26 protein-coding genes are annotated in these 24,980 nt (G+C 60.0%); 16 read left to right on the top strand and 10 right to left on the bottom strand.

The features are described 5' to 3' along the window. Positions 1-1,158 carry an efflux RND transporter periplasmic adaptor subunit EmhA gene (gene emhA / locus QMK51_RS21995; protein ID WP_413817500.1) on the bottom strand — a complete coding sequence of 386 codons (1,158 nt, stop codon included), beginning with the start codon at positions 1,156-1,158 and terminating at the stop codon, positions 1-3. Between the two features lie 266 nt (positions 1,159-1,424). On the opposite strand from emhA, the gene emhR reads away from it, so the two are divergent. After that, positions 1,425-2,057: an efflux system transcriptional repressor EmhR gene (emhR, locus tag QMK51_RS21990; protein ID WP_258697229.1), complete on the top strand. Its 633-nt coding sequence runs from the start codon at positions 1,425-1,427 to the stop codon at positions 2,055-2,057. A 324-nt stretch (positions 2,058-2,381) separates the two neighbouring features. On the opposite strand, the gene QMK51_RS21985 is transcribed toward emhR, so the two are convergent. Genes QMK51_RS21985 through QMK51_RS21975 form a run of 3 tightly spaced genes read right to left on the bottom strand, consistent with a single transcriptional unit; the run spans position 2,382 to position 4,957 of the window. Next, a complete protein-coding gene (locus tag QMK51_RS21985; protein ID WP_320391828.1) occupies positions 2,382-3,431 on the bottom strand; it encodes an alkene reductase in 1,050 nt (349 codons plus the stop codon). A gap of 22 nt (positions 3,432-3,453) precedes the next feature. Next, complete coding sequence (locus tag QMK51_RS21980; RefSeq protein WP_320391826.1) at positions 3,454-4,620, bottom strand: MFS transporter; 1,167 nt, start codon at positions 4,618-4,620, stop codon at positions 3,454-3,456. Between the two features lie 34 nt (positions 4,621-4,654). Beyond that, a complete protein-coding gene (locus QMK51_RS21975) occupies positions 4,655-4,957 on the bottom strand; it encodes an ArsR/SmtB family transcription factor (protein ID WP_258697226.1) in 303 nt (100 codons plus the stop codon). 154 nt (positions 4,958-5,111) lie between these two features. Between QMK51_RS21975 and QMK51_RS21970 the strand changes: the two genes are divergently transcribed. Further along, on the top strand, positions 5,112-5,684 hold the full coding sequence (locus QMK51_RS21970) for an ACP phosphodiesterase (protein WP_320391823.1): 573 nt from the start codon (positions 5,112-5,114) through the stop codon (positions 5,682-5,684). 91 nt (positions 5,685-5,775) lie between these two features. On the opposite strand, the gene QMK51_RS21965 is transcribed toward QMK51_RS21970, so the two are convergent. Further along, positions 5,776-6,570 carry a lysophospholipid acyltransferase family protein gene (locus tag QMK51_RS21965; protein ID WP_320391821.1) on the bottom strand — a complete coding sequence of 265 codons (795 nt, stop codon included), beginning with the start codon at positions 6,568-6,570 and terminating at the stop codon, positions 5,776-5,778. Further along, complete coding sequence (olsB, locus tag QMK51_RS21960; protein ID WP_019580897.1) at positions 6,570-7,325, bottom strand: L-ornithine N(alpha)-acyltransferase; 756 nt, start codon at positions 7,323-7,325, stop codon at positions 6,570-6,572. Before olsB ends, QMK51_RS21965 begins: the two co-directional genes overlap by 1 nt. A 154-nt stretch (positions 7,326-7,479) precedes the next feature. Here olsB and QMK51_RS21955 point away from each other — a divergent pair, with 154 nt between their 5' ends. From QMK51_RS21955 to QMK51_RS21935, 5 genes are all read left to right on the top strand, one after another. Continuing rightward, complete coding sequence (locus tag QMK51_RS21955) at positions 7,480-8,358, top strand: acyl-CoA dehydrogenase family protein (RefSeq protein WP_320391818.1); 879 nt, start codon at positions 7,480-7,482, stop codon at positions 8,356-8,358. A 184-nt stretch (positions 8,359-8,542) separates the two neighbouring features. Continuing rightward, the gene (locus tag QMK51_RS21950) at positions 8,543-9,637 is read left to right on the top strand and encodes a serine hydrolase (protein ID WP_320391817.1); all 1,095 of its coding nucleotides are present in this window, start codon (positions 8,543-8,545) and stop codon (positions 9,635-9,637) included. Then, positions 9,634-9,963 carry an amidase gene (locus QMK51_RS21945; RefSeq protein WP_320391816.1) on the top strand — a complete coding sequence of 110 codons (330 nt, stop codon included), beginning with the start codon at positions 9,634-9,636 and terminating at the stop codon, positions 9,961-9,963. Before QMK51_RS21950 ends, QMK51_RS21945 begins: the two co-directional genes overlap by 4 nt. Before the next feature lie 232 nt (positions 9,964-10,195). Further along, positions 10,196-10,786: a YceI family protein gene (locus tag QMK51_RS21940; protein WP_258697220.1), complete on the top strand. Its 591-nt coding sequence runs from the start codon at positions 10,196-10,198 to the stop codon at positions 10,784-10,786. A gap of 1 nt (position 10,787) precedes the next feature. Beyond that, complete coding sequence (locus QMK51_RS21935) at positions 10,788-11,945, top strand: phosphatidylserine/phosphatidylglycerophosphate/cardiolipin synthase family protein (RefSeq protein ID WP_320391814.1); 1,158 nt, start codon at positions 10,788-10,790, stop codon at positions 11,943-11,945. Positions 11,946-11,998: 53 nt separating this feature from the next. Here QMK51_RS21935 and bglX read toward each other — a convergent pair whose 3' ends face one another. Beyond that, on the bottom strand, positions 11,999-14,290 hold the full coding sequence (gene bglX / locus QMK51_RS21930; protein WP_258697218.1) for a beta-glucosidase BglX: 2,292 nt from the start codon (positions 14,288-14,290) through the stop codon (positions 11,999-12,001). Between the two features lie 234 nt (positions 14,291-14,524). Here bglX and QMK51_RS21925 point away from each other — a divergent pair, with 234 nt between their 5' ends. From QMK51_RS21925 to QMK51_RS21910, 4 genes are all read left to right on the top strand, one after another. Next, positions 14,525-15,133, top strand: a complete 609-nt coding sequence (locus tag QMK51_RS21925; RefSeq protein WP_258620474.1) for a LemA family protein — start codon at positions 14,525-14,527, stop codon at positions 15,131-15,133. Between the two features lie 43 nt (positions 15,134-15,176). Continuing rightward, positions 15,177-15,935 carry a TPM domain-containing protein gene (locus QMK51_RS21920; RefSeq protein WP_320391810.1) on the top strand — a complete coding sequence of 253 codons (759 nt, stop codon included), beginning with the start codon at positions 15,177-15,179 and terminating at the stop codon, positions 15,933-15,935. A 58-nt stretch (positions 15,936-15,993) separates the two neighbouring features. Continuing rightward, positions 15,994-16,611 carry a TPM domain-containing protein gene (locus QMK51_RS21915; protein ID WP_258697215.1) on the top strand — a complete coding sequence of 206 codons (618 nt, stop codon included), beginning with the start codon at positions 15,994-15,996 and terminating at the stop codon, positions 16,609-16,611. 152 nt (positions 16,612-16,763) lie between these two features. Next, entirely contained in the window at positions 16,764-17,978 is a 1,215-nt protein-coding gene (locus QMK51_RS21910; RefSeq protein WP_320391808.1) for an SAM-dependent methyltransferase, read from the top strand. 59 nt (positions 17,979-18,037) lie between these two features. On the opposite strand, the gene QMK51_RS21905 is transcribed toward QMK51_RS21910, so the two are convergent. Continuing rightward, on the bottom strand, positions 18,038-18,943 hold the full coding sequence (locus QMK51_RS21905) for a DMT family transporter (protein ID WP_320391806.1): 906 nt from the start codon (positions 18,941-18,943) through the stop codon (positions 18,038-18,040). A gap of 272 nt (positions 18,944-19,215) precedes the next feature. Here QMK51_RS21905 and QMK51_RS21900 point away from each other — a divergent pair, with 272 nt between their 5' ends. The 3 genes from QMK51_RS21900 (at position 19,216) to QMK51_RS21890 (ending at position 20,652) form a co-directional block, all read left to right on the top strand. After that, entirely contained in the window at positions 19,216-19,797 is a 582-nt protein-coding gene (locus QMK51_RS21900; protein ID WP_320391804.1) for a DJ-1/PfpI family protein, read from the top strand. 14 nt (positions 19,798-19,811) lie between these two features. Beyond that, the gene (locus tag QMK51_RS21895) at positions 19,812-20,117 is read left to right on the top strand and encodes a ribbon-helix-helix domain-containing protein (protein ID WP_007935755.1); all 306 of its coding nucleotides are present in this window, start codon (positions 19,812-19,814) and stop codon (positions 20,115-20,117) included. A gap of 190 nt (positions 20,118-20,307) precedes the next feature. Beyond that, entirely contained in the window at positions 20,308-20,652 is a 345-nt protein-coding gene (locus tag QMK51_RS21890) for a YegP family protein (RefSeq protein WP_258697211.1), read from the top strand. 86 nt (positions 20,653-20,738) lie between these two features. Here QMK51_RS21890 and QMK51_RS21885 read toward each other — a convergent pair whose 3' ends face one another. Then, positions 20,739-21,758 carry a DUF4917 family protein gene (locus QMK51_RS21885; protein WP_320391800.1) on the bottom strand — a complete coding sequence of 340 codons (1,020 nt, stop codon included), beginning with the start codon at positions 21,756-21,758 and terminating at the stop codon, positions 20,739-20,741. 156 nt (positions 21,759-21,914) lie between these two features. Here QMK51_RS21885 and yiaY point away from each other — a divergent pair, with 156 nt between their 5' ends. Continuing rightward, positions 21,915-23,063: an L-threonine dehydrogenase gene (yiaY, locus tag QMK51_RS21880; RefSeq protein WP_320391798.1), complete on the top strand. Its 1,149-nt coding sequence runs from the start codon at positions 21,915-21,917 to the stop codon at positions 23,061-23,063. Here the strand turns inward: yiaY and QMK51_RS21875 are convergent. Further along, positions 23,060-24,226, bottom strand: a complete 1,167-nt coding sequence (locus tag QMK51_RS21875; protein ID WP_320391796.1) for a multidrug effflux MFS transporter — start codon at positions 24,224-24,226, stop codon at positions 23,060-23,062. The two genes, yiaY and QMK51_RS21875, sit on opposite strands and share 4 nt — an antisense overlap. Positions 24,227-24,497: 271 nt before the next feature. Here QMK51_RS21875 and fos point away from each other — a divergent pair, with 271 nt between their 5' ends. Then, positions 24,498-24,914: a fosfomycin resistance glutathione transferase gene (fos, locus tag QMK51_RS21870; RefSeq protein ID WP_320391794.1), complete on the top strand. Its 417-nt coding sequence runs from the start codon at positions 24,498-24,500 to the stop codon at positions 24,912-24,914. Positions 24,915-24,980: the final 66 nt, after the last annotated feature.

The following is a 24,980-nucleotide window of genomic DNA, read 5'->3' as shown; positions in this document are numbered from 1 at the left end:
TTACTCCCCTTTGCCGCCGACAGCTGTATTAGCTGCCTGTGCGGGGGCCGGGCTCTTTGCGCCAACGTTAGTCGCTTCAGTGGCTTTGACTACGACACCAGGTCTGACGAATTGCAGCCCTTCGGTAATCAGGCGATCGCCTGCCTTCAGACCGTCTTCAATCAGCCATTGGCTGCCGACGGTGCGGCTGGCCTTGAGCTGGCGCAGTTCGACCTTGTTGTCCGGACCGACGACCAGTGCGGTCGGGGTGCCTTTGAGGTCACGGGTCACGCCTTGTTGCGGAGCCAGAATCGCGGCGCTGTTCACGCCAGCCTGCAACTGTGCGTGAACGAACATGCCCGGCAGCAGGGTGTGATCAGGGTTCGGGAACACCGCGCGCAAGGTCACGGAACCGGTGGTCTGGTCAACCGAGACTTCGGAGAACTCAAGCTTGCCGTCCACTTTGTACTGGCTGCCGTCTTCCAGGGTCAGCTTGACCGTGGCGGCGTTGTCGCCGGCTTTTTGCAGACGACCGCTTTCCAGTTCACGACGCAGCTCAAGCAGCTCCACCGAGGACTGAGTCACGTCGACGTAGATCGGGTCGAGTTGCTGGATGACGGCCATGGCGTCGGTCTGGCCGCTGCTGACCAGTGCGCCTTCGGTCACGGACGAACGGCCGATGCGACCGGAGATCGGTGCGTAAACCTTGGTGTAGCGCACGTTGATCTGGGCACTTTGCAGGGACGCTTCCGATTGCAGGCGGTTGGCCAGCGCCGTGTCGTATTCCTGACGGCTGACGGCCTGTTCGTCGACCAGTTGTTTGTAGCGATCGGAGATCGACTTGGTCGAACGCAGGTTGGCTTCGGCGCTTTTCAGGGTCGCGTCATAGACCGACGGGTCGATCTGATAGAGCTGCTGACCGGCCTTGACGTCGCCGCCTTCCTTGAACAGTCGTTTGAGAATGATGCCGTTGACCTGTGGGCGAACTTCGGCAATGCGGAACGCACTGGTGCGCCCCGGAAGTTCGGACGTCAGGGTGAAGGCTTGAGGTTGCAGGGTTACGACGCCGACCTGAGGGGGTGGTGCGGCTGGTGCCGCTTCTTCCTTTTTACATCCGCTGAGCAGCGATGCCAGGGCGAGGGCAGTAACCAGAGCGGTAACAGCTGGCTTGAATTGCATGAAGATCCTCGGGTCAGGCGCGCACATTGCGCACAAGAAAGGTGGAAGGGTAAAAATTTTTACCGGGTGGATAAGTAGCTTGCTAATGAATATACTTACGTTCATGGTTGTTTGTAAAGGGCCTTGGCGGCGTACCCACACAGTTACAAAAGCCGTTCAAAGGTTTGAATTGTAGGCCGGAGACGAAGCCCGAGAGCGCTCGCCCCACTTTTATTCAGCAGATATTCAGACATCGCTGAAGCACCCCTGATTGAGGTTTTACTGCCATGGTCCGTCGTACCAAAGAGGAAGCTCAAGAAACCCGAAGCCAGATACTCGAAGCGGCGGAAAAAGCCTTTTATGAGCGGGGCGTGGCACGCACGACGCTGGCGGATATCGCTGCCCTGGCCGGTGTGACTCGTGGAGCCATCTACTGGCATTTCAATAACAAGGCGGATCTGGTGCAGGCGATGCTTGATACCTTGCATGAGCCGCTGGAGGAAATGGCCAAGGCCAGCGAAAGCGAAGAGGAACTTGATCCGCTGGGCTGCATGCGCAAGCTGCTGATTCATTTGTTTCATCAAGTTGCACTGGACCCGAAAACCCGACGCATCAACGAGATTCTGTTTCATAAGTGCGAATTCACCGATGAAATGTGCGACCTGCGCCAGCAGCGCCGAACGGTCAGTCTCGATTGCAATGTGCGAATCGCTCTGGCCCTGAGTAATGCGATGAAACGCGGGCAATTGCCGGAAGATCTCGACGCTGCCCGCGCGGCCATCAGCCTGCATGCGTACATCGATGGCATCCTGTATCAGTGGCTGTTGGCTCCCGACAGTTTTCAGCTGCACACCGAAGCCGAGCGATGGGTCGATACAGGGTTGGATATGCTGCGCTTGAGTCCCAGCCTGCGCAAATGAAACAAAATGCGTAATTGGATCAGGTTGTGTCAATGACGGACGCCAGTGACGAACCCTGTTCGCTCGCCTCATTGCAATGGGATGCTTTTATATACGTCTGCGACTCGGGTTGATACATAGCGAACTACGTATTTTGTAGGGATTTTGTGTCGAGTGTGTGAATGAGTGTGAACGACTGAAAAGATCGCAGCCTTCGGCAGCTCTCACAAGGTGTATGCCATTCCAAGGTAGGAGCTGCCGAAGGCTGCGATCTTTTGTTCTTCTATCCATACGCAAAAGCCCCGGCTCTTTCGAGTCGGGGCTTTTCATTTCAATAGTTGAAACTTACAACGCCGGATAATCGATATAACCGACCGGGCCTTTACCGTAGAACAACTCAGGACGCGCCTCGTTCAGCGGCGCATCGGCCTTCAGACGCGCCGGCAGATCCGGGTTGGCGATAAACGGTACACCGAACGCCACGGCATCAGCCTTGCCGCTGGCCAGCCACTCGTTGGCGCTGTCCTTGGTGAAGCGTTCGTTGGCGATGTACGGGCCGCCGAAGGCTTCCTTCAGTTGTGGGCCGAGGCTGTCGCCGGCTTCTTTCTCGCGCGAGCAGATGAAGGCGATACCACGTTTGCCCAATTCGCGAGCGACGTAGGTGAACGTCTCGGACAGGTTTTCGTCGCCCATGTCATGGAGATCGGCACGTGGTGACAGGTGCACACCCACGCGGCCCGCGCCCCAGATTTCGATGGCGGCATCGGTCACTTCCAGCAACAGGCGCGCACGGTTTTCCAGGGAGCCGCCGTAGTTGTCGGTGCGCTGGTTGGTGCTGCTTTGCAGGAACTGGTCGAGCAGGTAACCGTTGGCGCCGTGGATTTCCACACCGTCGAAACCGGCAGCCTTGGCGTTCTCGGCACCCACGCGGTAAGCATCGACGATGTCGGCGATTTCAGCGGTTTCCAGGGCACGTGGCGTTGGGAAGTCGGCCAATGGGCGAACCAGGCTGACATGGCCCTTGGGCTGGATGGCACTCGGCGCGACCGGTGCTTCGCCGTTCAGGTACAAGGGGTGGGAAATCCGACCCACGTGCCACAGTTGCAGGAAGATTTTGCCGCCAGCGCCGTGGATTGCTTTGGTCACGTTGCTCCAGCCGCGTACCTGGTCATTGGACCAGATACCGGGAGTGTCCGGGTAGCCCACGCCTATCGGCGTGACCGACGTAGCTTCGCTGAGGATCAGGCCGGCGGAGGCGCGCTGTACGTAGTACTCGGCCATCAGCGCGTTCGGCACACGGCCTTCATCGGCGCGGCAGCGGGTCAGCGGTGCCATGATGATGCGGTTGGCCAACTCGAGGTCGCCCAGTTTGATCGGATCGAAAATAGTCGTCATTTAATACAACCCTCGTGAGGTATCAGTTGGTAGCAGGGGCCAGTTCGGGATTACCGCTCTGACGGAAAGTAATCAGGGTTACGAGTAGGGCGAGTACCGCCAGTGCCGCTGCCGCGAGCGGCACGCTGGTGAGACCGAAGCCGTGGGCGATGACGCTGCCGCCGACCCAGGCACCGAGCGCGTTGCCGACGTTGAAAGCGCCGATGTTCAGGGTCGATACCAGGTTCGGTGCCGCCTTGCCGTAGGTCACAACGTTCACTTGCAGGGCGGGTACGGCGGCGAAGCACGCGGTGGCCCAGAGGAACAGGGTGATTTCGGTCGGGATCACGGCAATGCTGGTCCAGGTCAGCACGGTGGACACGACCGCCATGGTGATGAACACACCGATCAGCGTCGCCGCCATGCTTTTGTCTGCCAGCTTGCCGCCGATGATGTTGCCGACCGTCAAGCCCAGACCGATGAGCATCAAGGTCCAGGTCACGCCGCGTGGCGAGACTCCGGTGACCTCGCCCAACAGAGGGGCGACATAGGTGAACAAGGTGAAGACCGAGGCGGCGAACAACGCAGTCATGCTCAACGACAACCAGATGCCAGCGCCCTTGAGGGCGCGCAGTTCGGCGCGCATGTCGAGTTTCTCTTCATCGCGCTTGGCCGGCAGGAAACGGATCAGGCCGATCAGCGCAATCACACCGATCACGGTCACCGCCCAGAAGGTCGAACGCCAGCCGGCTTCCTGACCGAGCGCGGTGCCCAGCGGCACGCCGAGGACGTTGGCCAGGGTCAGGCCGGTGAACATCAAAGCCACGGCCGACGCACGTTTGTTGGCCGGTACCAGACCTGCCGCCACCACCGAACCGATGCCGAAGAAGGCGCCATGACACAGCGCGGTGACCACGCGGGCAAACATCAAAATGTTGTAGTCACTGGCCAGGGCGCAGAGCAGGTTGCCGATGATGAAGATGCCCATCAATGCTACCAAAGCGGCCTTGCGCGGCAGTCTGGCGGTGGCCAGTGCCATGAACGGCGCACCGATGGCTACGCCCAGGGCGTAACCGGTCACCAGCCAGCCAGCGCCGGGGATCGACACGCCGAGGTCCGCCGCCACATCGGGCAGCAAACCCATGATGACGAACTCGGTGGTGCCGATGGCGAAGGCGCTCAAGGCCAGAATGAGTAGCGAGAGGGGCATTGTTGATTCCTTATCGGCGTACTGACGTAAAGGGTCAGAGTTCTTTGCTGAAAGTGCGGAGGAATTCCTGGATGGTTTCCTCGTTGCGTTTGAAAAAATGCCACTGGCCGACTTTGCGGCTGCTGATCAAGCCGGCGCGTTGCAGAGTCGCCAGGTGTGCGGACACCGTGGACTGCGACAAACCGCAACGTTGATCGATCTGCCCGGCGCAGACGCCGTGCTCATTGCTGTGGGACTGGTCGGGGAATTCGACGGTCGGGTCTTTGAGCCAGTGCAGGATGTCTCGCCGTACTGGGTGTGCCAGGGCTTTTATTATTTCGTCGAGGTCGAGGGTCATGGTTTGGGCTCGTGATGAGTAAAACGCTATATCGCGATGAGGCGAACTTTAAATCGGTACTTCGCGATATACCAATATGATTTTGGTCTGATGACCGCGTAAATCGGTATATCGAGTTATAACGATATGGATGACGCAGTGTTAAGCTGCGCCCATGAACTATCTCGCACATCTGCACCTCGGTGGCCAGCGCCCCGGTCAACTGCTCGGCAGTTTGTATGGCGATTTCGTCAAAGGACGGCTGCAAGGGCAGTTCGATCCGGAGATCGAAGCGGCCATTCAGTTGCATCGCAGCATTGACGTGTTTACCGATCGCCATCCTTTGGTGGATATCGCCTTGTCGCGGTTTTCCATCACGCGCAGGCGTTACGCCGGGATCGTGCTCGATGTGTTTTTCGATCATTGCCTGGCGCGGGACTGGACGCTTTATTCGGATCAGCCACTGGAGCAGTTCACGTCGGACGTGTACAGGGTGCTGTCCACCGAGTCGCAATTGCCGGAGCGCCTGGCGAAGATTGCGCCGCACATGGTGGCCAATGACTGGTTGGGGGCTTATCAGGAGTTCGAGGTGCTGGAGCAGGTGCTGCGCGGGATATCACGCAGGCTGACCCGGCCGGAGGAACTGGCCGCTGCGATGCAGGAATTACGGGTGTTGTATGAACCGTTGAGCGAGGATTTCCGATTGTTCTATCCCGAGTTGCAGGACTTTGTAGCGCGACGAGTGTAGCCAGCAGGATCAAAAGATCGCAGCCTTCGGCAGCTCCTACAGGGGGCATCATTCCAATGTAGGAGCTGCCGAAGGCTGCGATCTTTTTCTATCAGGCAGCGATCAGTTCGCCGGCACGCCGTGGCTCGGCAGGTTTCGCGATTTCACCAAACAACGCCTTCTGCACCGCCTGCTGCGCTTCGAACGCCAGCGCCGCACGTTCCCGGTCCTGGCACTCGATCGGTTTGAGCAGGTGAATCTCCACCTCACCCCGATCATTGGCGAACAAGCGCATCAGGTGCGAGAGCAAATCATCATCGCCAATGAACGGTGCCAGCGTATCGAGCTCGCCGCCGCGCAGATAACGAATCGCCACCGGTTGCAGCGCCACTTCGGAATCGATCGCCGCAGACAGCAAACGACCATGAAACGTACGCAGCGAGCGACCATCGGTGGTGGTGCCTTCCGGGAACATCAGCAGCGGGTGTTCCTGTTCCAGATGGCGTGTCATCTGTTTGCGGATCAATTGACTGTCACCTGAACCACGGCGAATGAACAGGCTGCCGGCCTTGGCTGCCAACCAGCCCGCCACGGGCCAGGTGCGCACTTCGGCCTTGGACAGGAACGACAGCGGCGTGAGCATGCCGAGCAACGGAATATCGGTCCAGGACACGTGGTTGCTGACCCAGAGCATCGGCGCCTTCGGCAATTCACCATGCACGGTCACGCGAAAGGGCAGGGCATTGCTCAGCCGTGCCATGAAAAACCGCGACCAGCGCTGGCGACGGACCATCGAGTGGGCAATCCCCAGTCGCTCGAACAACCCGAACACACTGGCCATGCTCAAGCCCAGCGTCACCACCAAAAGCACTCGCGCAATTCGCGCGTACACCCGTAAGCGGCTCATTACACAGCCGCCTTGAAGTGCTTGGCGTAACGCGGGCAGAGCTCGTCGCGTTTGAGCAGGATGAACACGTCGGCCACTTGGAAATCCTCGTCCCAGCACGGCTCGCCGCAGATTTTCGCGCCCAGACGCATATAGGCCTTGAGCAGCGGCGGCATTTCGGCGATGACGTTGGACGGAATATCCAGTGTCGGTAGTGGCTTTTTCGGTTCGGCCCGCAGGTGTTCGGTGCACAGGTAGCGTTCGCGCAGACGCTGCATGATCGCGTGGGCCTGAATGCCGCCGTCCTGCATCGGAATGCTCGCGCACCCCATCAAATAGCTGTAACCGCCCTGGTTCAGCACTTCGGCCAGTTCACCCCAGAGCACGGCGATGGTGCCGCCGTTGCGGTAGGCCGGGTCGACGCAGGTGCGACCGATTTCCAGGATCGGGCCTTTCAGATGGACCAGACCATGCAGGCTGAATTCTTCTTCGCTGTAGAACTTGCCCAGGCTGCTGGCGGCTGTGTGGTCGAGCAAACGGGTGGTCGCCACCAGGCGCCCGGTGTTCAAGTCACGCACGCCGATGTGGGCGCAGTGAACATCATAGTCATCCATGTCCAGACCCAGCTCCGCGCCTTTGAGCCTGGCGTTGAATTCGCCGCTGAACACGTTGAAGCGCAAGGCCTGGGCTTCCTGCAACGCCTCGGCGCCCACCAGGCGTTCGGCTTGCAGGCGGCGTTCATTGCCGGTGTCGCTGATGCGGGCGATCTGAGTCATTGCGAATCTCCGTGCGGGCTGGCCACCCGTCTTGGGGTGCAGCCGATCGACTTTCTTTATGCAGCCGTGTTGTGCAAAGTCAGGCTATGTAGCCCCGGTGTCATCGCCATGAAGCTTTGGTGATGCTTATATGACAGCCCACAAGGAGCCTCTTATGCCCTGGCAAACCCTGTTGACTCGCCGCGATCGCCTGCCCGCCAACCCAGACCTGGCCGAAGGCTTTGCGACCTTGATGCACCGGTTGGGTACGGTCACGCCGTTCGAACTGGCGGTGGTCGGCGGACGGCTGATGGCGACACCGGGGCTGGCGTTTCTGGTGGGGTATCAAGCGGCGTTGCGCATGCTTTGGCCGAGCGCACCGCTGAGCCTCGGCGCGTTGTGCGCGACCGAACAGCGCAGCTTGCGGGTGGCGGACATGCAGACCCGCCTGAGCGATCTGCGCCTGAGCGGGCGCAAGGATTTCGTCACCGCCGGCGATGCCGCCGACTGGTTGCTGGTCGCCGCTCGCAGTGAAAAGCCCGGCAGCGACCCGCGACTGAGCCTGGCGGTGGTTTACCCCGGCGAACCGGGCGTGCGTCTGGAAAAACTCGCGCCGATGCCGCTGATGCCGGACATCGGCCACGGTCGGCTGTTTCTCGACAACACACTATGCGAATTGCTGGCGGGGGATGGCTGGGATGCTTACGTCAAACCGTTCCGCACCCTGGAAGACATCTATGTGCTGAGCGCCATGACTGCCTGGCTGTTCGGTGTCGGCCAGGACAGCGACTGGCCGCACGCCTTGCAACTGCGCTTGCTGGCGCTGCTGGCCGGGTGCGCGGAAGTCAGCCGCCAGGCGCCGAACAATCCGGCCGGGCATGTGTTGCTGGGCGGGTTGTTTGCGCAGTTCGATGGGCTCAAGGCTGAAGTGAGTCAGGCTCTGGCCGATGGGCCGCCGCAATGGGCGGCGATGTGGCAGCGCGATCAGGCCGTTATGGATTTGGCGGCAGTGGCGCGGGGGAAGCGATTGGCCAAGGCGTTGGCGGTGTATTGACGGGCCTCATCGCGAGCAGGCTCGCTCTCACATTGGATTTGTGTTGTGCCGCAGATGTGTGCTCAACACAGCCCCCCTGTGGGAGCGAGCCTGCTCGCGATAGCGATCTCACAGGCAACGCAAACCCCAAAACTGTCATCAACCTCGACTAGGCTCTGCAGGTTCATTCCTCCGAGCGCCCCCCATGTTCAAAGGCTTGTCCCTGTTTTTCATGCTGCTGCTCAGCCTGACGGCCCAGGCCGAAAACTGGCCAGCCGAACAATGGCCGCCCGGCCCGAAAGTCACCGGGCCGGCACTTCAGGCCCTGGAGAGTTACGCCTTCCCACCCCGCGACGATGCCACTCACCAAGGCATTCGCACCGATGCCTTGCTGGTGATCCGCGACGGTCAACTCGTCTACGAACACTACGCCGGCCCGACCACTGCCCAAACGCCGCACCTGACCTGGTCGATCAGCAAAAGCCTGATGGCCGCGGTGCTCGGGGTGGCCTATGGCGAAGGGCTGTTCAAACTGCAGGACCCGGCGGTGAAATTCTATCCACCGCTGGAAAAACACCCGGCCATGACCATGGCCGACCTGCTGCATTGGGCCTCGGGCCTGGACTGGCAGGAAGACTATGAATACGCACCGTTGAAGTCCTCAGTGGTGGCCATGCTTTACACCCGTGGTCACCGCGACATGGCTGCGTTCACCGCCGACCACGACGAGTACGCCAGGCCCGGTCAGGCATTCCGTTACTCCAGCGGCGATAGCAACCTGCTGTCCGCCGCACTGAAAACCATCGTCGGCCCGGCCCGTTATCCGGATTATCCATGGACTGCGCTGTTCGAACCCTTGGGGATTCGTAGTGCCGTTTGGGAAGCGGATGCCACGGGGACATTTGTCGCATCGTCTTATGCCTACCTCACCGCCCGGGACCTGGCTCGCGTCGGCCTGTTGATGGCGCGTGACGGTCGTTGGCGTGAGCAGCAATTGCTGCCCAAGGATTGGGTCGACTTCAGCCGTGAGCCTTTTGCCCATTATCAAGCCAACCAGGATGAAGCAGTGCCCGGCGGGCATTGGTGGCTCAATCGCGCGGTGGATGGCGCGACACAACCTTGGCCCGATGCCCCCGCCGATACCTTCGCCGCACTGGGCCATTGGGGTCAGGCAATGTACGTGATTCCCAGCGAGAAGCTGGTGATCGTGCGCTACGGCGATGATCGCGATGGGCGTTATCGGCACAACGAATTGCTTAAACTTGCGCTCAAGGCGTTTGCCATGAAGGTGCAGCCATGAGCCGCCACAGTTTTATTCGCCGTCGGCCGTTCAGCACGCTGTTGCTGGTGCTGCTGATCGCCTTGTTCGGCTGGGTCTGGCAGGAGCGTGTGGCGTTGTGGGCTTTCCCGGACATCATCAGCGCCTATACCGCCAAGGAATACTGTTCTTGCCGGTATGTGATGAACAATCCGGTGGAGTATTGCCAGAGCTATGTGAGGCAGTATTTGCCCACCAGTGGATTCGTCGATGACGCCGTGAACAAGCGTGTGACGGTTGGTGGGATGGGGCGCAGCAATAGCGCTGTTTGGGTTGGTGAACGCCAAGGCTGTCGCCTGCAACCCTGACAGTGGTCAGTTTTTTGTGGCGAGGGAGCTTGCTCCCGCTCGGCTGCGAAGCAGTCGTAATGTCAGTGGCCGAGGTCTGACTGGAAGAACTCATTGTCTGATTTTGGGAGCGCTTCGCACTCCAGCGGGAGCAAGCTCCCTCGCCACAAAGGTTGGGTTGGAGTAACAGAAAGTTTGCAACCTGCCTCAGGCCAGTTAAGGTTCGCTCAGGTTTATCTGCCCATGAGTCTCTATGTTCAACCGTTTTGTCTGCAAAACCCTCGCTTTCCTGTTGCTGGCCGGTGTCACCGTGTCGGCCCAGGCCAATTGGTATCTGGACGGCGAGTCTTCGCGGCTGTCGTTCATCAGCACTAAAAACGCCAACATCTGCGAAGTGCAGCGCTTTCTGGTGCTGCACGGCAAGGTCGACCCCAAAGGCCTGGCGCAGGTGGAGGTTGAGCTGGAGTCGGTCAACAGCGGTATTCCGCTGCGTGACGAACGCATGCGCAAGGAGCTGTTCGAGATCCAGACGTTTCCCGAAGCGCTGATCACCACGCAAATCGATCTGCGGCCGATCAACGACCTGGCGCCCGGTGCGCAGCTGGAGTTGCGCTTGCCGCTGACGGTCAACCTGCATGGCAAACAACACCAATACAACGCCGAACTGCTGGCGACCCGTCTCGATGACCGGCGCTTTCAAGTGGTGACCCTCGAACCGTTGGTGATCAGTGCCCAAGATTTCGACCTGGCCCCGGGCCTGGAAAGCTTGCGCAAGGTTGCCGGTTTATCGGCCATCAGTCTGTCGGTGCCGGTGGGTGCGGTGCTGATTTTCACGGCGCGCTGATATGCGCGGCGCAATTTTCCCGTGGCGTGAAGGCAATCGCTTTGAACTGCTGATCGACGGTCCGCAGTTTTTTCCGCGAATGCTGGTGGCGATTGCCCGCGCCGAAGAGCAAGTCGAACTGGAGCTGTACCTGGTGGAGGCGGGGGCCTGCGCTGAGGCGATGGTTCAGGCGTTGGTCCAGGCCGCCGAGCGCGGTGTGCGGGTGCGCTGCCTGTTCGATGACTATGGCAGCCTGGCCTTCACCCTGACCTTGCGTCAGCGCCTGATGGCCGCCGGTGTCGAGTTGCGTTTCTACAATCGCCTGAGCTGGCGGCGCTGGGTGGGCAACTTCTATCGCGATCACCGCAAGCTGCTGCTGGTGGATCAAACCCTGGCGGTCGTCGGCGGCACCGGGGTCACCGATGAGTTCTGGACGCCAGGCGAAGACACCAGCGAATGGCACGAAGTGATGGTGGAAATCACCGGCCCGCTGGTGATCGACTGGCAGTTGCTGTTCGACCGCCAATGGATCGCCAACCGCCATCGGCGTGCCTGGAAACCCACTGCGCACTTCGGTTTGCCGCGCCTGCCGCGAGTGCCGGCCATGGGCGAGGGCATGGGCCGGGTCGCCTACGCCGACGCTGGCCAGCACCGGGACATTCTGCAGTCGCTGGTTCGCGCGCTGAACAGCGGCCAGCGCCGAATCTGGCTGGCCACGCCGTATTTCCTGCCGACCTGGAAAGTCCGCCGCTCACTGCGCCGGGCGGCGAGTCGTGGCGTCGACGTGCGTCTGCTGCTGACCGGGCCGCGCACCGATCACCCGTCGGTACGCTACGCCGGGCATCGCTATTACCCGCGCCTGCTCAGGGCCGGTGTGAAGATCTTCGAATACCAGCCATGTTTCTTGCACCTGAAGATGGTGTTGATCGATGACTGGGTGAGCATCGGTTCGTGCAACTTCGATCACTGGAATCTGCGCTTTAATCTGGAAGCCAATCTCGAAGCCCTGGACCCCGGACTGACCCGGGCGGTAGCGGCGAGTTTCGAGAATGACTTTGCCCTGAGCCAGGAAGTCAGCCTCGAGGCATGGAAGCGCCGACCATTGTGGCGGCGGGTCAAGCAACGGATGTGGGGATGGGTGGATCGGTTGGTGGTGAATCTGCTGGATCGGCGGGGGTAGTCGTTCAGATCGTTCCCACGCTCTGCGTGGGAACGATCAGTCCGTGCGCGGGATTACAGCAATTCAAAACTCTGCTGCGTCACGTCTTGGGAGTCCAGGCCGATCTGCACGTTGAACTTGCCCGGTTCTGCGGCGTACTTGAGCTGGGCGTTGTAGAACTTCAGGTCATCCTCGGTGATGGTGAAGTGCACGACTTTCTGTTCGCCGGCCTTGACCATCACTTTCTGGAAGTTCTTCAGTTCCTTGACCGGGCGGATCATCGAACCGGTCACGTCCTGGATGTACAGCTGCACCACGGTTTCACCGTCACGCTTGCCGGTGTTCTTCACCACGACGCTGGCGTCGAGCTTGCCGGTCTTGTTCAGTGTGGTCGATGACAGGGCCATGTCGGTCAGGCTGAACTGGGTGTAGCTCAGGCCGAAGCCGAACGGGAACAATGGCCCGGTGGTGTCTTCGAAATACTGCGAGGTGTAGTTGCCCGGTTTGCCCGGGGTGAACGGCCGGCCAATGCTCAGGTGGTTGTAGTAGGTCGGAATCTGACCCACCGAGCGGGGAATGGTGATCGGCAGTTTGCCCGACGGGTTATAGTCGCCGAACAGCACGTCGGCGATAGCGTTACCGCCTTCGGTGCCGCTGAACCAGGTTTCCAGAATCGCGTCAGCCTGCTCTTTCTCTTCGAGAATCGACAGCGGACGGCCATTCATCAACACCAGCACCAGCGGTTTTCCGGTGGCTTTCAAAGCCCTGATCAGCTCGCGCTGGTTGGCCGGAATGTTCAGGTCGGTACGGCTCGACGATTCGTGGGACATGCCACGTGATTCGCCCACCGCTGCCACCACCACATCGGCCTGCTGTGCGGCTTTCACCGCTTCATCGATCAACACGTTGGCCGGACGCGGATCATCCACCACTTCCGGTGCATCGAAGTTGAGGAAGTTCAGGTAATCGAGGATTTTCTTGTCGCTGGTGATGTTCGCGCCACGGGCGTAGATCAGCGTCGACTGCGCGCCGAGTGCATGGGTCATGCCGTCGAACAGCGTTACCGATTGCGCGGGCCGGCCAGCGGCAGCCCAACTGCCCATCATGTCGATTGGGGCTTTGGCCAGTGGACCGACCAGGGCGATTTTCGCGGTTTTCTTCAGCGGCAGGGTGTCGCCCTGGTTCTTCAGCAATACCTGGCTGCGGCGCGCCACATCACGGGCCTCGGCGCGGTGCAGGCGGCTTTCGGCGTAGGTGTCGGCCGGGTCATCCTCGGCCTTGCCGATGCGCAGGTACGGGTCTTTGAACAGGCCCATGTCGTACTTGGCGGCGAGCACTTCGCGCACGGCGTTGTCGATGTCTTTCTGTTCGATCTCACCGGCCTTCAACAGCCCTGGCAATTCCTTGCCATAGAGGGTGTCGTTCATGCTCATGTCGATGCCGGCCTTGATCGCCAGCTTCGCGGCTTCGCGACCGTCAGCGGCGACGCCGTGCTTGATCAGCTCGAAAATTGCCCCGTGATCGCTGACCGCCAGGCCCTTGAAGCCCCATTCCTTGCGCAGCAGGTCGTTCATCAACCAGGTGTTGGCGGTGGCTGGCACGCCGTTGATCGAGTTCAGCGCAACCATCACCCCGCCAGCACCGGCGTCGATAGCGGCGCGGTACGGTGGCAGGTAATCCTGGTACATCTTGACCGGGCTCATGTCGACGACGTTGTAGTCGCGACCGCCCTCGACCGCGCCGTACAAGGCAAAATGCTTGACGCTGGCCATGATGCTGTCGGCCGCGTTCGCGCCTGAGCCCTGGAACGCCTTGACCATGACGCCGGCGATCCGCGAAACCAGGTAGGTGTCTTCGCCGAAACCTTCGGACGTGCGGCCCCAGCGTGGGTCGCGGGAGATGTCGACCATCGGTGCGAAGGTGATGTCGAGGCTGTCAGCCGCCGCTTCCTGAGCGGCGATGCGCCCGGAGCGACCAATGGCGTCCATGTCCCAGCTCGAGGCCAGGGCCAGCGGAATCGGGAAAATGGTGCGGTGGCCGTGGATCACGTCATAGGCAAAGAACATCGGGATCTTCAACCGGCTGCGCATGGCCGCGTCCTGCATCGGACGGTTTTCGGCGCGGGTGATCGAGTTGAAGGTGCCGCCGATATTGCCGGCAGCGATCTCCTTGCGGATCATCTCCCGCGGCATTTCCGGGCCGATGCTGATCAGGCGTAACTGGCCGATCTTTTCATCGAGGGTCATTTGCTTCATCAGGTGGCTGATGAAGGCGTCCTTGTTCTCTATAGGTGCGGGCGTCGTGGCGGCCAATACGGTATGACTGGCCAGGCTGACGAACAGGCCCAGCAAACACAGCTTCTTCATGAATTGTTTTCTCAAAAGCCTAAACGGCAGTGAATACACGCCGGTCAGCCAAAATTTGGGGAGCGACTATTGTTGTTCAGGTAAATGCAGCACACTTCTGCAGAGTCTCAGTGCTGGGCATCTTTTAGCCCATTGGCTCGATGCAATCCAGTAGCGGCGCAGATTATGCCCCAAGAGCGGGGTTCAAAGTTCGCCGGTTGTTTTTCAACGGAATGTGCAAGGAGCGTCAACCAGATGAATGTACGACACCACTATCGGTCGAGCCTGCAGGTTGCAGCCTTGATGTTGCTGACCACACTACTGGCCGGTTGCGGCATCAACACTATCCCGACCCTCGACGAGCAGGCCAAGGCCGCCTGGGGCCAGGTGCAGAACCAGTACCAGCGCCGCGCCGATCTGATTCCCAACCTGGTGGAAGTCGTCAAGGGCTACGCCAAGCATGAAGAGGCCACCCTGACGGCGGTGATCGAAGCCCGGGCCAAGGCGACGTCGATTCAGGTCGATGCCAAGTCCCTCGATAATCCGGAAAAACTCAAACAGTATCAGCAGGCCCAGGATCAGTTGAGCGGTGCTCTCAGTCGTTTGATGGTGGTGTCTGAGCGCTACCCGGACCTCAAGGCCAACCAGAACTTCCTGGCGCTGCAATCGCAACTCGAAGGCACTGAGAACCGCATCGCCGTGGCGCGTCGCGATTTCATCCTGGCGGTGCAAAAGTACAATACCGAGCTTCGCACTTTCCCCGGTCGCCTGTGGCACAGCGTGATGTACAGCGATTTGCCGATTCGCGAAACCTTCGAGGCCACCACTCCCGGGGCCGAACAAGCGCCGCAAGTGAAATTCTGATCAACGCCCTGTCGGCGATACAGTTATCAGGGATGAGGTTCCAATGCGTGTTTTTAGAATAGGCCTGGCGCTATTGTTGTGCGCCATGGCGCTCACGGCCCAGGCCGAATTGACGTTTCCGGCACTGACCGCAAGGGTGGTGGACAACGCCCGATTGATCGAGCCCGGGGTGCGCGAGCAATTGACGCAACAGCTCCAGGCTCACGAAAAGGCCACCGGTGAACAGGTGGTAGTGGTCACTGTGGAAAACCTGCAGGGCGCCAGCATCGAAGACTTCGGTTATCAGCTGGGACGCCACTGGGGCATCGGCCAGAAGGACAAAAATACGGGTGCCTTGCTGATCGTCGCCCGTGATGACCGCAAGTTGCGCATCGAAGTCGGGTATGGACTGGAAGATCGCCTGACCGATGCCCAGAGTTCAGTGATCATCAATCAGGTGATCACTCCCTCGTTCAAGACAGGCAATTTCAGCAAGGGCATCAGTGACGGCGTGGCCGCCATGCTGGTGGTGCTGGGTGGCAACCCGCTGAACGTGGGGCCGCCGGAAGACGAAGAGTCGTTTAGCCAGATATTTGCCAATGGCGTGGGTATGCTTTTTATCATGGCATTGCCTTTTTTGATTACGTACTGGTTCCTGAACATGCTCGGCGTAGTGGGCTCAAGGGGACGAAGCTCGTCTGACGACATATTCTACGGCAGCGGCTCTGATGGGGGCAGCGGCAGCGGCAGTGGAGATGACGGCGGGGGCTTCAGCGGCGGCGGGGGCGGTTTCGGGGGCGGCGGTTCGTCTGGCGGTTGGTGATAACACTGAGGGTCATAACATTGCTGGTAAAAATAATAGCGAGCAGGCATTCATAACCATGGCATTACTGACTGAACACGAACAACGCAAAGTCGCCGAGGCGATTGCCCGGGTCGAGCACGACACCGACGCCGAACTGGTCACGGTGCTTGCGGCCCGCGCCGACGATTACGCGTACATCCCGCTGCTCTGGGCCAGTCTGTTGGCGCTGGTGGTGCCGGGCATCGTGCATTACCTGACGGGCTGGCTGACCATGCACAGCCTGTTGCTGGTGCAATGGCTCAGCTTCATCGTGTTGTGCCTGGTGTTCCGGATTCCGAAAGTCACCACGCGCCTGATCCCGCGCTCGGTCCGTCACTGGCGGGCGTCGAACCTGGCGCGTCGGCAGTTCCTGGAGCAAAACCTGCACCACACCGTGGGCAGCACCGGCATGCTGATTTTCGTCTCCGAGGCCGAGCGCTATGTGGAAATTCTGGTGGATGAAGGGATTTCCAAGCGGCTGGACAACAAGAACTGGGATGCGATCGTGGCCGCGTTCACGCAACAGGTGAAACAGGGGCAGACGTTGCAGGGCTTTGTGACGTGCATCGAGGCGTGCGGCGAGTTGCTCAAGGTGCATGTGCCGGTGACCCATGTGCGCAATGAGTTACCGAATCGGTTGGTGGTGTTGAACTAAAAAGATCGCAGCCTTCAGCCGCTTTTGTGGCGAGGGGGCTCACTCGCCGCAGGATTCGCACCGTTCGGCAAATAACTGCGTGTCCCGAACGGCCATCCCCCCTAAAATACCCACCATTCCCCGATCCGCACCGCCCGAGGCCGTTTTTTCCCATGTCTGTCACCGCCACTCCCGCCAGCCTCGCGCCGGATCATCACGCCCAGTTCATCGACCTGCTGCAAACCAGCCTCGACCAGAATGCTTTCATCAAACTGGTGCTGGCCAAGTACGTCGGTGGCGAAGCGGATTTGCAGCGGCTGATCATCAAGCAGCTGACGGTCAAGGATCAGCCATGTCTGTCCTTCGTCTATCGCTACAAAACCCGCGACATCACCAAAAACCTGCCGCTTGCCGAAGGCGTGGCGACCATCGCCGCACTGTTGCCGGCCTCGTTCAAAAATGCGCATTTACTGTCATTGACCGACGAAGCCCAGCTCGAATACAGCAAGAAGGGCAAATCTTCGCTGTTCAAGAGCAAGCCTCAGCAATTGCGCGAAGTGCCGTCCGCCGAGCACAACCGCGAGAAGAACCGCTTCCTCGACCTGAGCCGGCCGTTCCTCAAAGACCTCGGCGTGACCAACGCGCAGCATGAGCTGATCCCGGCGATGTCGCGCAAGTGGAAGCAGATCAACAAGTTCATCGAGGTCTTCAGCCATGCGCTGACCTCGTCGCCGTTGGCGCTGGACAAACCGGTACGGGTGGCGGATTTCGGTTCGGGCAAGGGTTACCTGACGTTCGCGATCCACGACTACCTGCGCAACACCTTGAAAGCCGAAGGTGAGGTGACTGGCGTCGAGTTGCGCGAAGACATGGTCAACCTGTGCAACAGCGCGGCGGCGAAGCTGGAGCATCCGGGGCTGGTGTTCAAATGCGGTGATGTACGCAGCGTGGCGCCGAGCGAACTGGACGTGATGATCGCGTTACACGCCTGCGACATCGCCACCGACTATGCGATTCACACCGGCATTCGTTCGGGCGCTTCGATCATCATGTGCTCGCCGTGCTGTCACAAACAGATTCGCTTGCAAATCCAGAGCCCGGCGCTGCTCAAGCCGATGCTGCAATACGGTCTGCACCTGGGCCAGCAGGCGGAAATGGTCACCGACAGTTTACGTGCACTGTTTCTGGAAGCCTGCGGCTACGAGACCAAGGTGTTCGAGTTCATCTCACTGGACCACACCAACAAGAACAAGATGATTCTGGCGGTCAAACGCGCCGAGCCGGTGGACCCGGCTCAGTTGTTGGTGAAGATTCAGGAGCTGAAGGATTTCTACCACATCAGCGAGCATTGCCTGGAAACCCTGCTGCGGGCCGACGGCTTCCTCTAAATCTGTGGGAGCGAGTCTGCTCGCGAAGGCGGCTTAACTGTCAGCATAAGTGTTGAATGTCATGGCCCCTTCGCGAGCAGGCTCGCTCCCACATGGGGTTTGATTGCGGTCTTGCGCCCCAACATCACCGTCACGATCACCCCGGCCGCAAACAGCCAGGTAATCGGCTCGACATGTTCACCGAAGAACAACGCCGAAAACGCGATCGTGAAGAAGATTTGCAGCAACTGGATCTGGCTGACCCGGGCAATGCCGCCCATGGCCAGCCCGGCGTACCAGGCAAAGAACCCGATGAACTGCGAAAACAGCGAGACGTAACCGAAGGCCCACCAGGTTTTCGCCGAAATTTCGCCCTGATGTTGCAGCGCCAGGTACACCACCGGCCCGATCAGCAGCGGTGTCGACAGCACCAGCGCCCAGCAGATCACCTGCCAGCCACCCATCTCCCTGGCCAACCGGCCGCCTTCGGCATAACCGAGCCCACCCACGGCAATCGCGCCGAGCATCAGCAAGTCACCGGCCTGAATACTGCCGGCGCCGCTGATCAATGCATAACCGAGCACCAACTCACTGCCCAGCGCGGCGCAGGCCCAGAAGGCTTTCGACGGGCGCTCATGGGACAGCCACGCGGCATACAGCGCCACGCACAGCGGTTGCAAGCCGTTGACCAATGCACCGTGGGAGGCGGGCAACGTCTGCATGGCCCAGGCCGACAGCACCGGGAAGCCGAGGATGACACCCGCGATCACCAGCGTCAGGCCTTTGACCTGTTTCCAGGTGGGCCATTTTTCCCGGCGCCACAGCAATAAAAGTGCTGCCGGAATCGCCGCAAACAGCGCACGGCCGAGGCCGTTGAGCAGTGGATGGAGTTCTTGCACGACGATCCGTGTGAAGGGCAGGGTCAGGCTGAAGATAACGACACCGAGCAGGCCGAGGGCCATGCCAGTGTTTTCGCGCGAGGACATGATGGCAACCAGAATCGAGGGTGGCGGAAGAGCCTTTATCTAGCCATAAACACGAGGTGAGCTGCTGTTACAGCTAGGCGCAGAGTTAGGCGTACAGTTTGAGGACGCCATCGCGAGCAGGCTCGCACACAGGGGGATGCATTCCAATGTGGGAGCGAGCCTGCTCGCGATGAACGATAACGCCGTAGTAGCTGGTTATTACCCACCCCGCCAGATAAGGACTACCTTGAATACTCCTGCATGCCCACGCATTTCCCAGAGGAGTCCTCCCCATGGCTGCTAAAAAAATTCTGATGCTGGTCGGCGATTACGTTGAAGACTACGAAGTGATGGTGCCCTTCCAGGCGCTGCTGATGGTTGGTCACACGGTACACGCCGTTTGCCCGGACAAGTCCGCCGGCCAGACCGTGCGCACCGCGATCCATGACTTCGAAGGCGACCAGACCTACAGCGAGAAACCCGGACACCTGTTTGCCTTGAACTTCGATTTCGCCAAAGTCGACGCCGCGGACTATGACGCGCTGCTGGTCCCGGGCGGTCGTGCACCGGAGTACCTGCGCCTGAACGAAAAAGTCCTGGACCTGGTGCGAGCGTTCGACAAGGCCGGCAAACCGATCGCCGCCGTGTGTCACGGCGCGCAATTGCTCGCCGCCGCAGGCATTCTTGAAGGTCGCGAGTGCAGCGCCTACCCGGCCTGTGCCCCGGAAGTGCGCCTGGCTGGTGGCACGTACATCGATATCCCAGTGACGGAAGGCCACGTTCAAGGCAATCTGGCCACTGCTCCGGCCTGGCCGGCGCACCCGAGCTGGCTGGCCGGTTTCCTCGGGTTGCTGGGTACCAAAATCACGCTGTAACGAGGGACCTGTTCATGTGCGAGCTCTATGTCAAAGCCGATCCGATACTCTACGAATCGCGCTCCCGCTCGCTGCGCATCTGCGGGGTGGTGACCACCCTGCGGCTGGAGAATCAGTTCTGGGACATTCTCAGCGAAATCGCCGAGGTCGACGGCATGACGACCAATCAGTTGATCGCCAAGTTGTATGAAGAGGTGATGGACTACCGCGGCGAAGTGGTGAATTTCGCCTCGTTCTTGCGGGTCAGTTGCATGCGCTATTTGAGCCAGCGTCGGGTGCAGGCACCTGAGTTGTCGGTGGTGCGGGCGGTGGTGAAATAGGACGGTTTTGTTTAGACCTTACCGGCCTCTTCGCGGGCAATCCCGCTCCCACATCAGACCGCACCTTCTGAACAACTCGGTCAACTGTGGGAGCGGGCTTGCCCGCGAAGAGGCCGGTACAGGCGACAGAAATCCCGGCTTGGTCTTTACTCTGAAGCGCGCAACCTCTCAATCGCCAAGGAGAACAAGCATGTCTGGATGGTACGAAGTGAGCAAAACCAGCAACGGTCAATTCAAGTTTGTATTGAAAGCGGCCAACGCCGAAACCATTCTGGTCAGCGAGCTGTACACCACGCGCGGTGCGGCCGACAGCGGTATCGCCTCGGTTCAGGCCAACAGCCCGCTGGACGAACGCTACGAGAAAAAAAACACCAAGGACGGTCATCCTTACTTCAACCTCAAGGCTGCCAACCATCAGGTCATCGGCAGCAGCGAGTCCTACTCCTCCGATGCAGCGAGGGATAAAGGCATCGCCAGCGTCAAGGCCAACGGCCCGACCACGGTGATCAAGGACAAGACCTTGCCGGTGCTCTGACCCTACCGTTTGCTAAGCCCGATACCCATCCTGTGTGGGAGCGGGCTTGGCGTACACCGCTCGCGAAGGCGTTGGCCCCGTCGTCGCTAAGCTTCGACCGGAACGGATAATTTCGGACTACCGAGTGCATGCGTCTTCGAATCAAAAAACCGCAACTCCACACCCATCCCCTCAAACACCTTCGCGTAATGCCGCTTCTGATGCTGGATGAACGCCTTGCTGCGTGGATAAATCGAGATCGCCACTGTCTTTGGCTTCGCCTGGCGCAACGCATGAATGATGTGACTGTCCTGCTCGCCAAGGGCATGCCCGAAGATACACAACCCGTCGGCATGGCCGAGTAATTGGTCGTAGCAGAACGACAGGTAATCCGAGCTGCGAATGGTCTTGAGCTTGTCTTGAACCGGGCCTTCGTTGACGAACAGCGGCACGTCGTCGAGGGTCTTGATCGTATTGTTGATCGCGAAACTGCCGAGCAACGTGCCCTCGGTCGACATCAGTTTGCGCGCGGTGCCGTCCTGATTGCGCACCAGATGCAGACCGCCGTGCAGGTACAGCAGCCGGGTTTTGTCCGTTGCGGTGAGGCTCAGATCAAAACGTGGCTCGGTGCCCTGGAACAGATCGGTAATGACGTCCGGCCGGTGCTGAATCGCCCAATAGTTGAGCAGGTCGTAATTGGTGGTGAACACCGTCCGATAGCTGCCCAGTTCCTGGTTGATCGTCACCAGCGTCGAAGCCTTCACCAACCGCCACGGGATGTGTATTGCATGCACGGTGTTGATCAGCGCTTCCTTGATCGCGTAATAGCGATTACGCGGTGCGGCAGAGCTGACGGCCAATGCCTTGTTCACGCGGCTGGTGGTTTTCAGCGCGCTGAGAACCTGCTCGAAACTGCGCGTCTGCATCGCGTCGAACACGCTCAGTTCGGATTGGCTCAGAGGCTTTTCTTCGACAGTGCGGGCGTTTTCGAACAGCGAGTCGTAGCCGAAGTCGTCCCACACTGCGCGGCTGGCGCCGTTACCCACTAACAAGCCGCCGAACGAGGCGGTGGTGCGCAAGGCGTTCCAGTCTTCAAGTTGGGCATCGACATCCTGGAAATCGGTCATTGCGTTCGTTGTCTCAAAGCAAAAGGTCTGATGGACGGCGACTTTATCACGACCCGGACTTGAGCCAGATCAAGTTACCGCACGACTAATGGGTCGATCCTGTGCGCACCCGCCGGATCGGTGCTGTTGATTCGGCTTCAGCCAGGAGACACGCTCATGAGTAGTACGTTTTTCATCCCTGCCGTGAACATCATGGGCTCCGGTTGCCTCGACGAAGCCATGGACGCCATTGGCAAGTATGGTTTTCGCAAGGCGTTGATCGTCACCGACATCGGGCTGGCCGAGGCGGGCGTGGCGAAGATGATTGCCGGGAAACTGGCGCTGCAGGACATCGATTCGGTGATCTTTGACGGTGCCAAGCCGAATCCGAGCATCGCCAACGTCGAGCGTGGCCTGGGCTTGCTCAAGGAAAGTCGCTGTGATTTCGTGGTGTCTCTGGGCGGCGGTTCGCCTCACGACTGCGCCAAGGGCATCGCCTTGTGTGCCACTAACGGCGGGACGATTCGTGACTACGAAGGTGTCGACCAGTCGACCAAACCCCAACTACCGCTGATCGCGATCAACACCACCGCCGGCACCGCCAGCGAGATGACCCGCTTTTGCATCATCACCGACGAATCCCGTCACGTGAAAATGGCCATTGTCGACCGCAACGTTACGCCGCTGCTGTCAGTCAACGACCCGGCGCTGATGGTCGCCATGCCCAAGGGCCTGACCGCCGCCACCGGCATGGATGCACTGACCCACGCCATCGAAGCCTACGTTTCCACGGCGGCCAACCCGATTACCGATGCCTGTGCGCTGAAAGCCATCACGTTGATCAGCCATAACCTGCGCCTGGCCGTACAGGACGGCAGTGACATGATCGCGCGGGAAAACATGGCTTACGCGCAGTTCCTCGCCGGCATGGCGTTCAACAATGCATCCCTGGGCTATGTCCATGCCATGGCGCACCAGTTGGGCGGGTTTTACGACTTGCCCCATGGCGTGTGCAACGCGGTGCTGCTGCCTCATGTGCAAAGCTTCAATGCGTTGGTGTGTGCCGATCGTCTGACCGATGTGGCCGGGGCAATGGGCGCCGACATTCGTGGGTTCCGCCCGGAAGAGGGTGCGCAAGCAGCGATCGCGGCCATTCGCGGCCTGGCCAGGGATGTGGACATTCCCGCCGGTTTGCGTGAACTCGGTGCCAGGCTCAATGACATCCCGGTTCTCGCCAGCAATGCCCTGAAAGATGCCTGCGGACTGACCAATCCACGGCCGGCGGATCAGCGGCAGATCGAGGAGATTTTCCGCAGCGCGTTCTAAGCGGTTCTACGGCCGGGCGCGAGCACTGCGCAAAGCAGCGCGCCCAAGGCCAGCAAGGTGCAAAGCAGCGACAGCGGCCATGCCTGCTGGCTGGCTATCAGGCTGGCGATACCGCCGATTACGGCGGCCATCAGTTGGTGAATGAAACCGCTCAACGCCATCGCATAAGCACCGCCGACCGGTGAACCGTCATTGGCCAGGGACAGGCTGATCGGGTAATTCAGCGACTGGCCAAACACCGCAAAACAATAGGGCAACCAGAACAGCAGCGCTATTGAAGTGCCGGCGATGCTCCCCAGCAACATGACTGCGCTGCCGACCAGCATCAGTCCAACGCCCGCCGCCATCAGTTGGCGCTGACCCGTGCGCAGCACAAAGCGATTGACCGCCACAGCCCCGAGAAAATAGGCCGCGCTGATTGGCCAGCCCAACAATCCGTATTCCACTGCCGACCAGTTGAAGGCGCCTTGCAGAATCAGCGGAGCCGCCGTGTTGAACGCGACGATCACCCCGTACCCCAGACCACCGGCGAGGGCCGGCAGCAGGAAGGCCCGATGACGCAGGATGTGCCGGTAGCTCGTCCAGGCGGATGACGGTGTGTTCTCTTCTGCCAGTACCGGGAACGTGACCCGCGCCACCACCACTGCCATCAACAGGCTCACACCACCCAACACGTAGAAAATCGCCGACCAGCCCAGCACCAGCAGGATGATCGACCCCAGGTATTGGCCGATACCCAGCGCCACCACAAAGGAAATCGATATCCAGGACAATGCCTTGGCCAGCAGGTCGCCGCGAAAACTGTCGCGGATCAGCACCCGGGTCATGACTGAAATTCCGCTGGCGCCAATACCCTGGATCAGTCGAAAAGTCAGGAATGACTCGAGGGTCTGGCCCAGGGGCAGGGCCAGGTTGCCCACCCCATAGATGCCGAGCGCCGCGAGCAATACCGGTTTGCGGCCAATGCGCTGGCCCAGGCTACCCCAGAACAGCATCGGCAACGCCATGCCGATCAGATACACCGCCAGCCCCCATGAGACCTGCGAGGCATCGGCGGACAGATCCCGGGCAATGTCCGGTAGCGCCGACAGATAAATGCTCATGCCCAATTGGGCGAGAAAAACCGTGCAGCAGGTGATGAGGAGGGTGGTGCTGCTCTTCATTTAATCTTCCCTGAGTTTCAGCCGCCGATGCCCCGGTCGTCTTGTTCGGTTCGTATGAGGCTGGCAAAGGGGCGGATATTAACCTGAAGTTTTCCTGCAAAGGATTTGTGCCGGATGCGATATTCGGTACACCACAAATAAAATGTGGGAGCGGGCTTGCTCGCGAAGACTGACTCACAGCCAACGAAGCCCCAGCAGCTCTACGCTCAAGGGCATTTAAGTTGTACGCTCCGTTCGGAAACCGCCAGAGCGACTCAAGGTGACCCAATCCATGCTAACCGGCCTCAACCACCTGACTCTCGCCGTCACCGACCTGAACCGCAGCGTGGCGTTCTATCGCGATCTGCTGCAACTTCAGCTTGAAGCCACTTGGGACTCTGGCGCCCATCTGTCGCTACCCGGTCTGTGGCTGTGCCTTTCCCTCGACCCGCTGCGCGAGTCCCGGCTCGCCGCCGACTACACTCATTACGCCTTCAGCCTCGGCACTGCAGACTTCCCGTTGTTCGTCGAATGCCTGCGATCCGCCAATGTTCAGGAATGGCGGGACAACCGCAGCGAAGGTGCGTCGTTCTACTTTCTCGACCCGGACGGGCACAAGCTTGAGGCGCATGTCGGGGATCTGGCGTCGCGGCTGGCGGCTTGTCGGCAACGGCCGTATGCAGGGATGACGTTCTTCGACGATCAGTGAGTCGATGTTCCGGGCACTGAGATAGACTGGCGTGCATTCACCCCAAGCGTTTCAAAAGGACTTCCA

The sequence above is a fragment of the Pseudomonas sp. P9_31 genome (genome assembly GCF_034008235.1).
Lineage (GTDB): Bacteria > Pseudomonadota > Gammaproteobacteria > Pseudomonadales > Pseudomonadaceae > Aquipseudomonas.
The sequence above is the reverse complement of the archived record's forward strand: the minus strand, read 5'-3'. Positions and strand labels throughout refer to the sequence as shown.

Bases quoted from the DNA above. Each gene is read 5' to 3' on its own strand.
- emhA (WP_413817500.1), bottom strand. From the start codon at position 1,158: ATGCAATTCAAGCCAGCTGTTACCGCTCTGGTTACTGCCCTCGCCCTG.
- emhR (WP_258697229.1), top strand. From the start codon at position 1,425: ATGGTCCGTCGTACCAAAGAGGAAGCTCAAGAAACCCGAAGCCAGATA.
- QMK51_RS21985 (WP_320391828.1), bottom strand. From the start codon at position 3,431: ATGACGACTATTTTCGATCCGATCAAACTGGGCGACCTCGAGTTGGCC.
- QMK51_RS21980 (WP_320391826.1), bottom strand. From the start codon at position 4,620: ATGCCCCTCTCGCTACTCATTCTGGCCTTGAGCGCCTTCGCCATCGGC.
- QMK51_RS21975 (WP_258697226.1), bottom strand. From the start codon at position 4,957: ATGACCCTCGACCTCGACGAAATAATAAAAGCCCTGGCACACCCAGTA.
- QMK51_RS21970 (WP_320391823.1), top strand. From the start codon at position 5,112: ATGAACTATCTCGCACATCTGCACCTCGGTGGCCAGCGCCCCGGTCAA.
- QMK51_RS21965 (WP_320391821.1), bottom strand. From the start codon at position 6,570: ATGAGCCGCTTACGGGTGTACGCGCGAATTGCGCGAGTGCTTTTGGTG.
- olsB (WP_019580897.1), bottom strand. From the start codon at position 7,325: ATGACTCAGATCGCCCGCATCAGCGACACCGGCAATGAACGCCGCCTG.
- QMK51_RS21955 (WP_320391818.1), top strand. From the start codon at position 7,480: ATGCCCTGGCAAACCCTGTTGACTCGCCGCGATCGCCTGCCCGCCAAC.
- QMK51_RS21950 (WP_320391817.1), top strand. From the start codon at position 8,543: ATGTTCAAAGGCTTGTCCCTGTTTTTCATGCTGCTGCTCAGCCTGACG.
- QMK51_RS21945 (WP_320391816.1), top strand. From the start codon at position 9,634: ATGAGCCGCCACAGTTTTATTCGCCGTCGGCCGTTCAGCACGCTGTTG.
- QMK51_RS21940 (WP_258697220.1), top strand. From the start codon at position 10,196: ATGTTCAACCGTTTTGTCTGCAAAACCCTCGCTTTCCTGTTGCTGGCC.
- QMK51_RS21935 (WP_320391814.1), top strand. From the start codon at position 10,788: ATGCGCGGCGCAATTTTCCCGTGGCGTGAAGGCAATCGCTTTGAACTG.
- bglX (WP_258697218.1), bottom strand. From the start codon at position 14,290: ATGAAGAAGCTGTGTTTGCTGGGCCTGTTCGTCAGCCTGGCCAGTCAT.
- QMK51_RS21925 (WP_258620474.1), top strand. From the start codon at position 14,525: ATGAATGTACGACACCACTATCGGTCGAGCCTGCAGGTTGCAGCCTTG.
- QMK51_RS21920 (WP_320391810.1), top strand. From the start codon at position 15,177: ATGCGTGTTTTTAGAATAGGCCTGGCGCTATTGTTGTGCGCCATGGCG.
- QMK51_RS21915 (WP_258697215.1), top strand. From the start codon at position 15,994: ATGGCATTACTGACTGAACACGAACAACGCAAAGTCGCCGAGGCGATT.
- QMK51_RS21910 (WP_320391808.1), top strand. From the start codon at position 16,764: ATGTCTGTCACCGCCACTCCCGCCAGCCTCGCGCCGGATCATCACGCC.
- QMK51_RS21905 (WP_320391806.1), bottom strand. From the start codon at position 18,943: ATGTCCTCGCGCGAAAACACTGGCATGGCCCTCGGCCTGCTCGGTGTC.
- QMK51_RS21900 (WP_320391804.1), top strand. From the start codon at position 19,216: ATGGCTGCTAAAAAAATTCTGATGCTGGTCGGCGATTACGTTGAAGAC.
- QMK51_RS21895 (WP_007935755.1), top strand. From the start codon at position 19,812: ATGTGCGAGCTCTATGTCAAAGCCGATCCGATACTCTACGAATCGCGC.
- QMK51_RS21890 (WP_258697211.1), top strand. From the start codon at position 20,308: ATGTCTGGATGGTACGAAGTGAGCAAAACCAGCAACGGTCAATTCAAG.
- QMK51_RS21885 (WP_320391800.1), bottom strand. From the start codon at position 21,758: ATGACCGATTTCCAGGATGTCGATGCCCAACTTGAAGACTGGAACGCC.
- yiaY (WP_320391798.1), top strand. From the start codon at position 21,915: ATGAGTAGTACGTTTTTCATCCCTGCCGTGAACATCATGGGCTCCGGT.
- QMK51_RS21875 (WP_320391796.1), bottom strand. From the start codon at position 24,226: ATGAAGAGCAGCACCACCCTCCTCATCACCTGCTGCACGGTTTTTCTC.
- fos (WP_320391794.1), top strand. From the start codon at position 24,498: ATGCTAACCGGCCTCAACCACCTGACTCTCGCCGTCACCGACCTGAAC.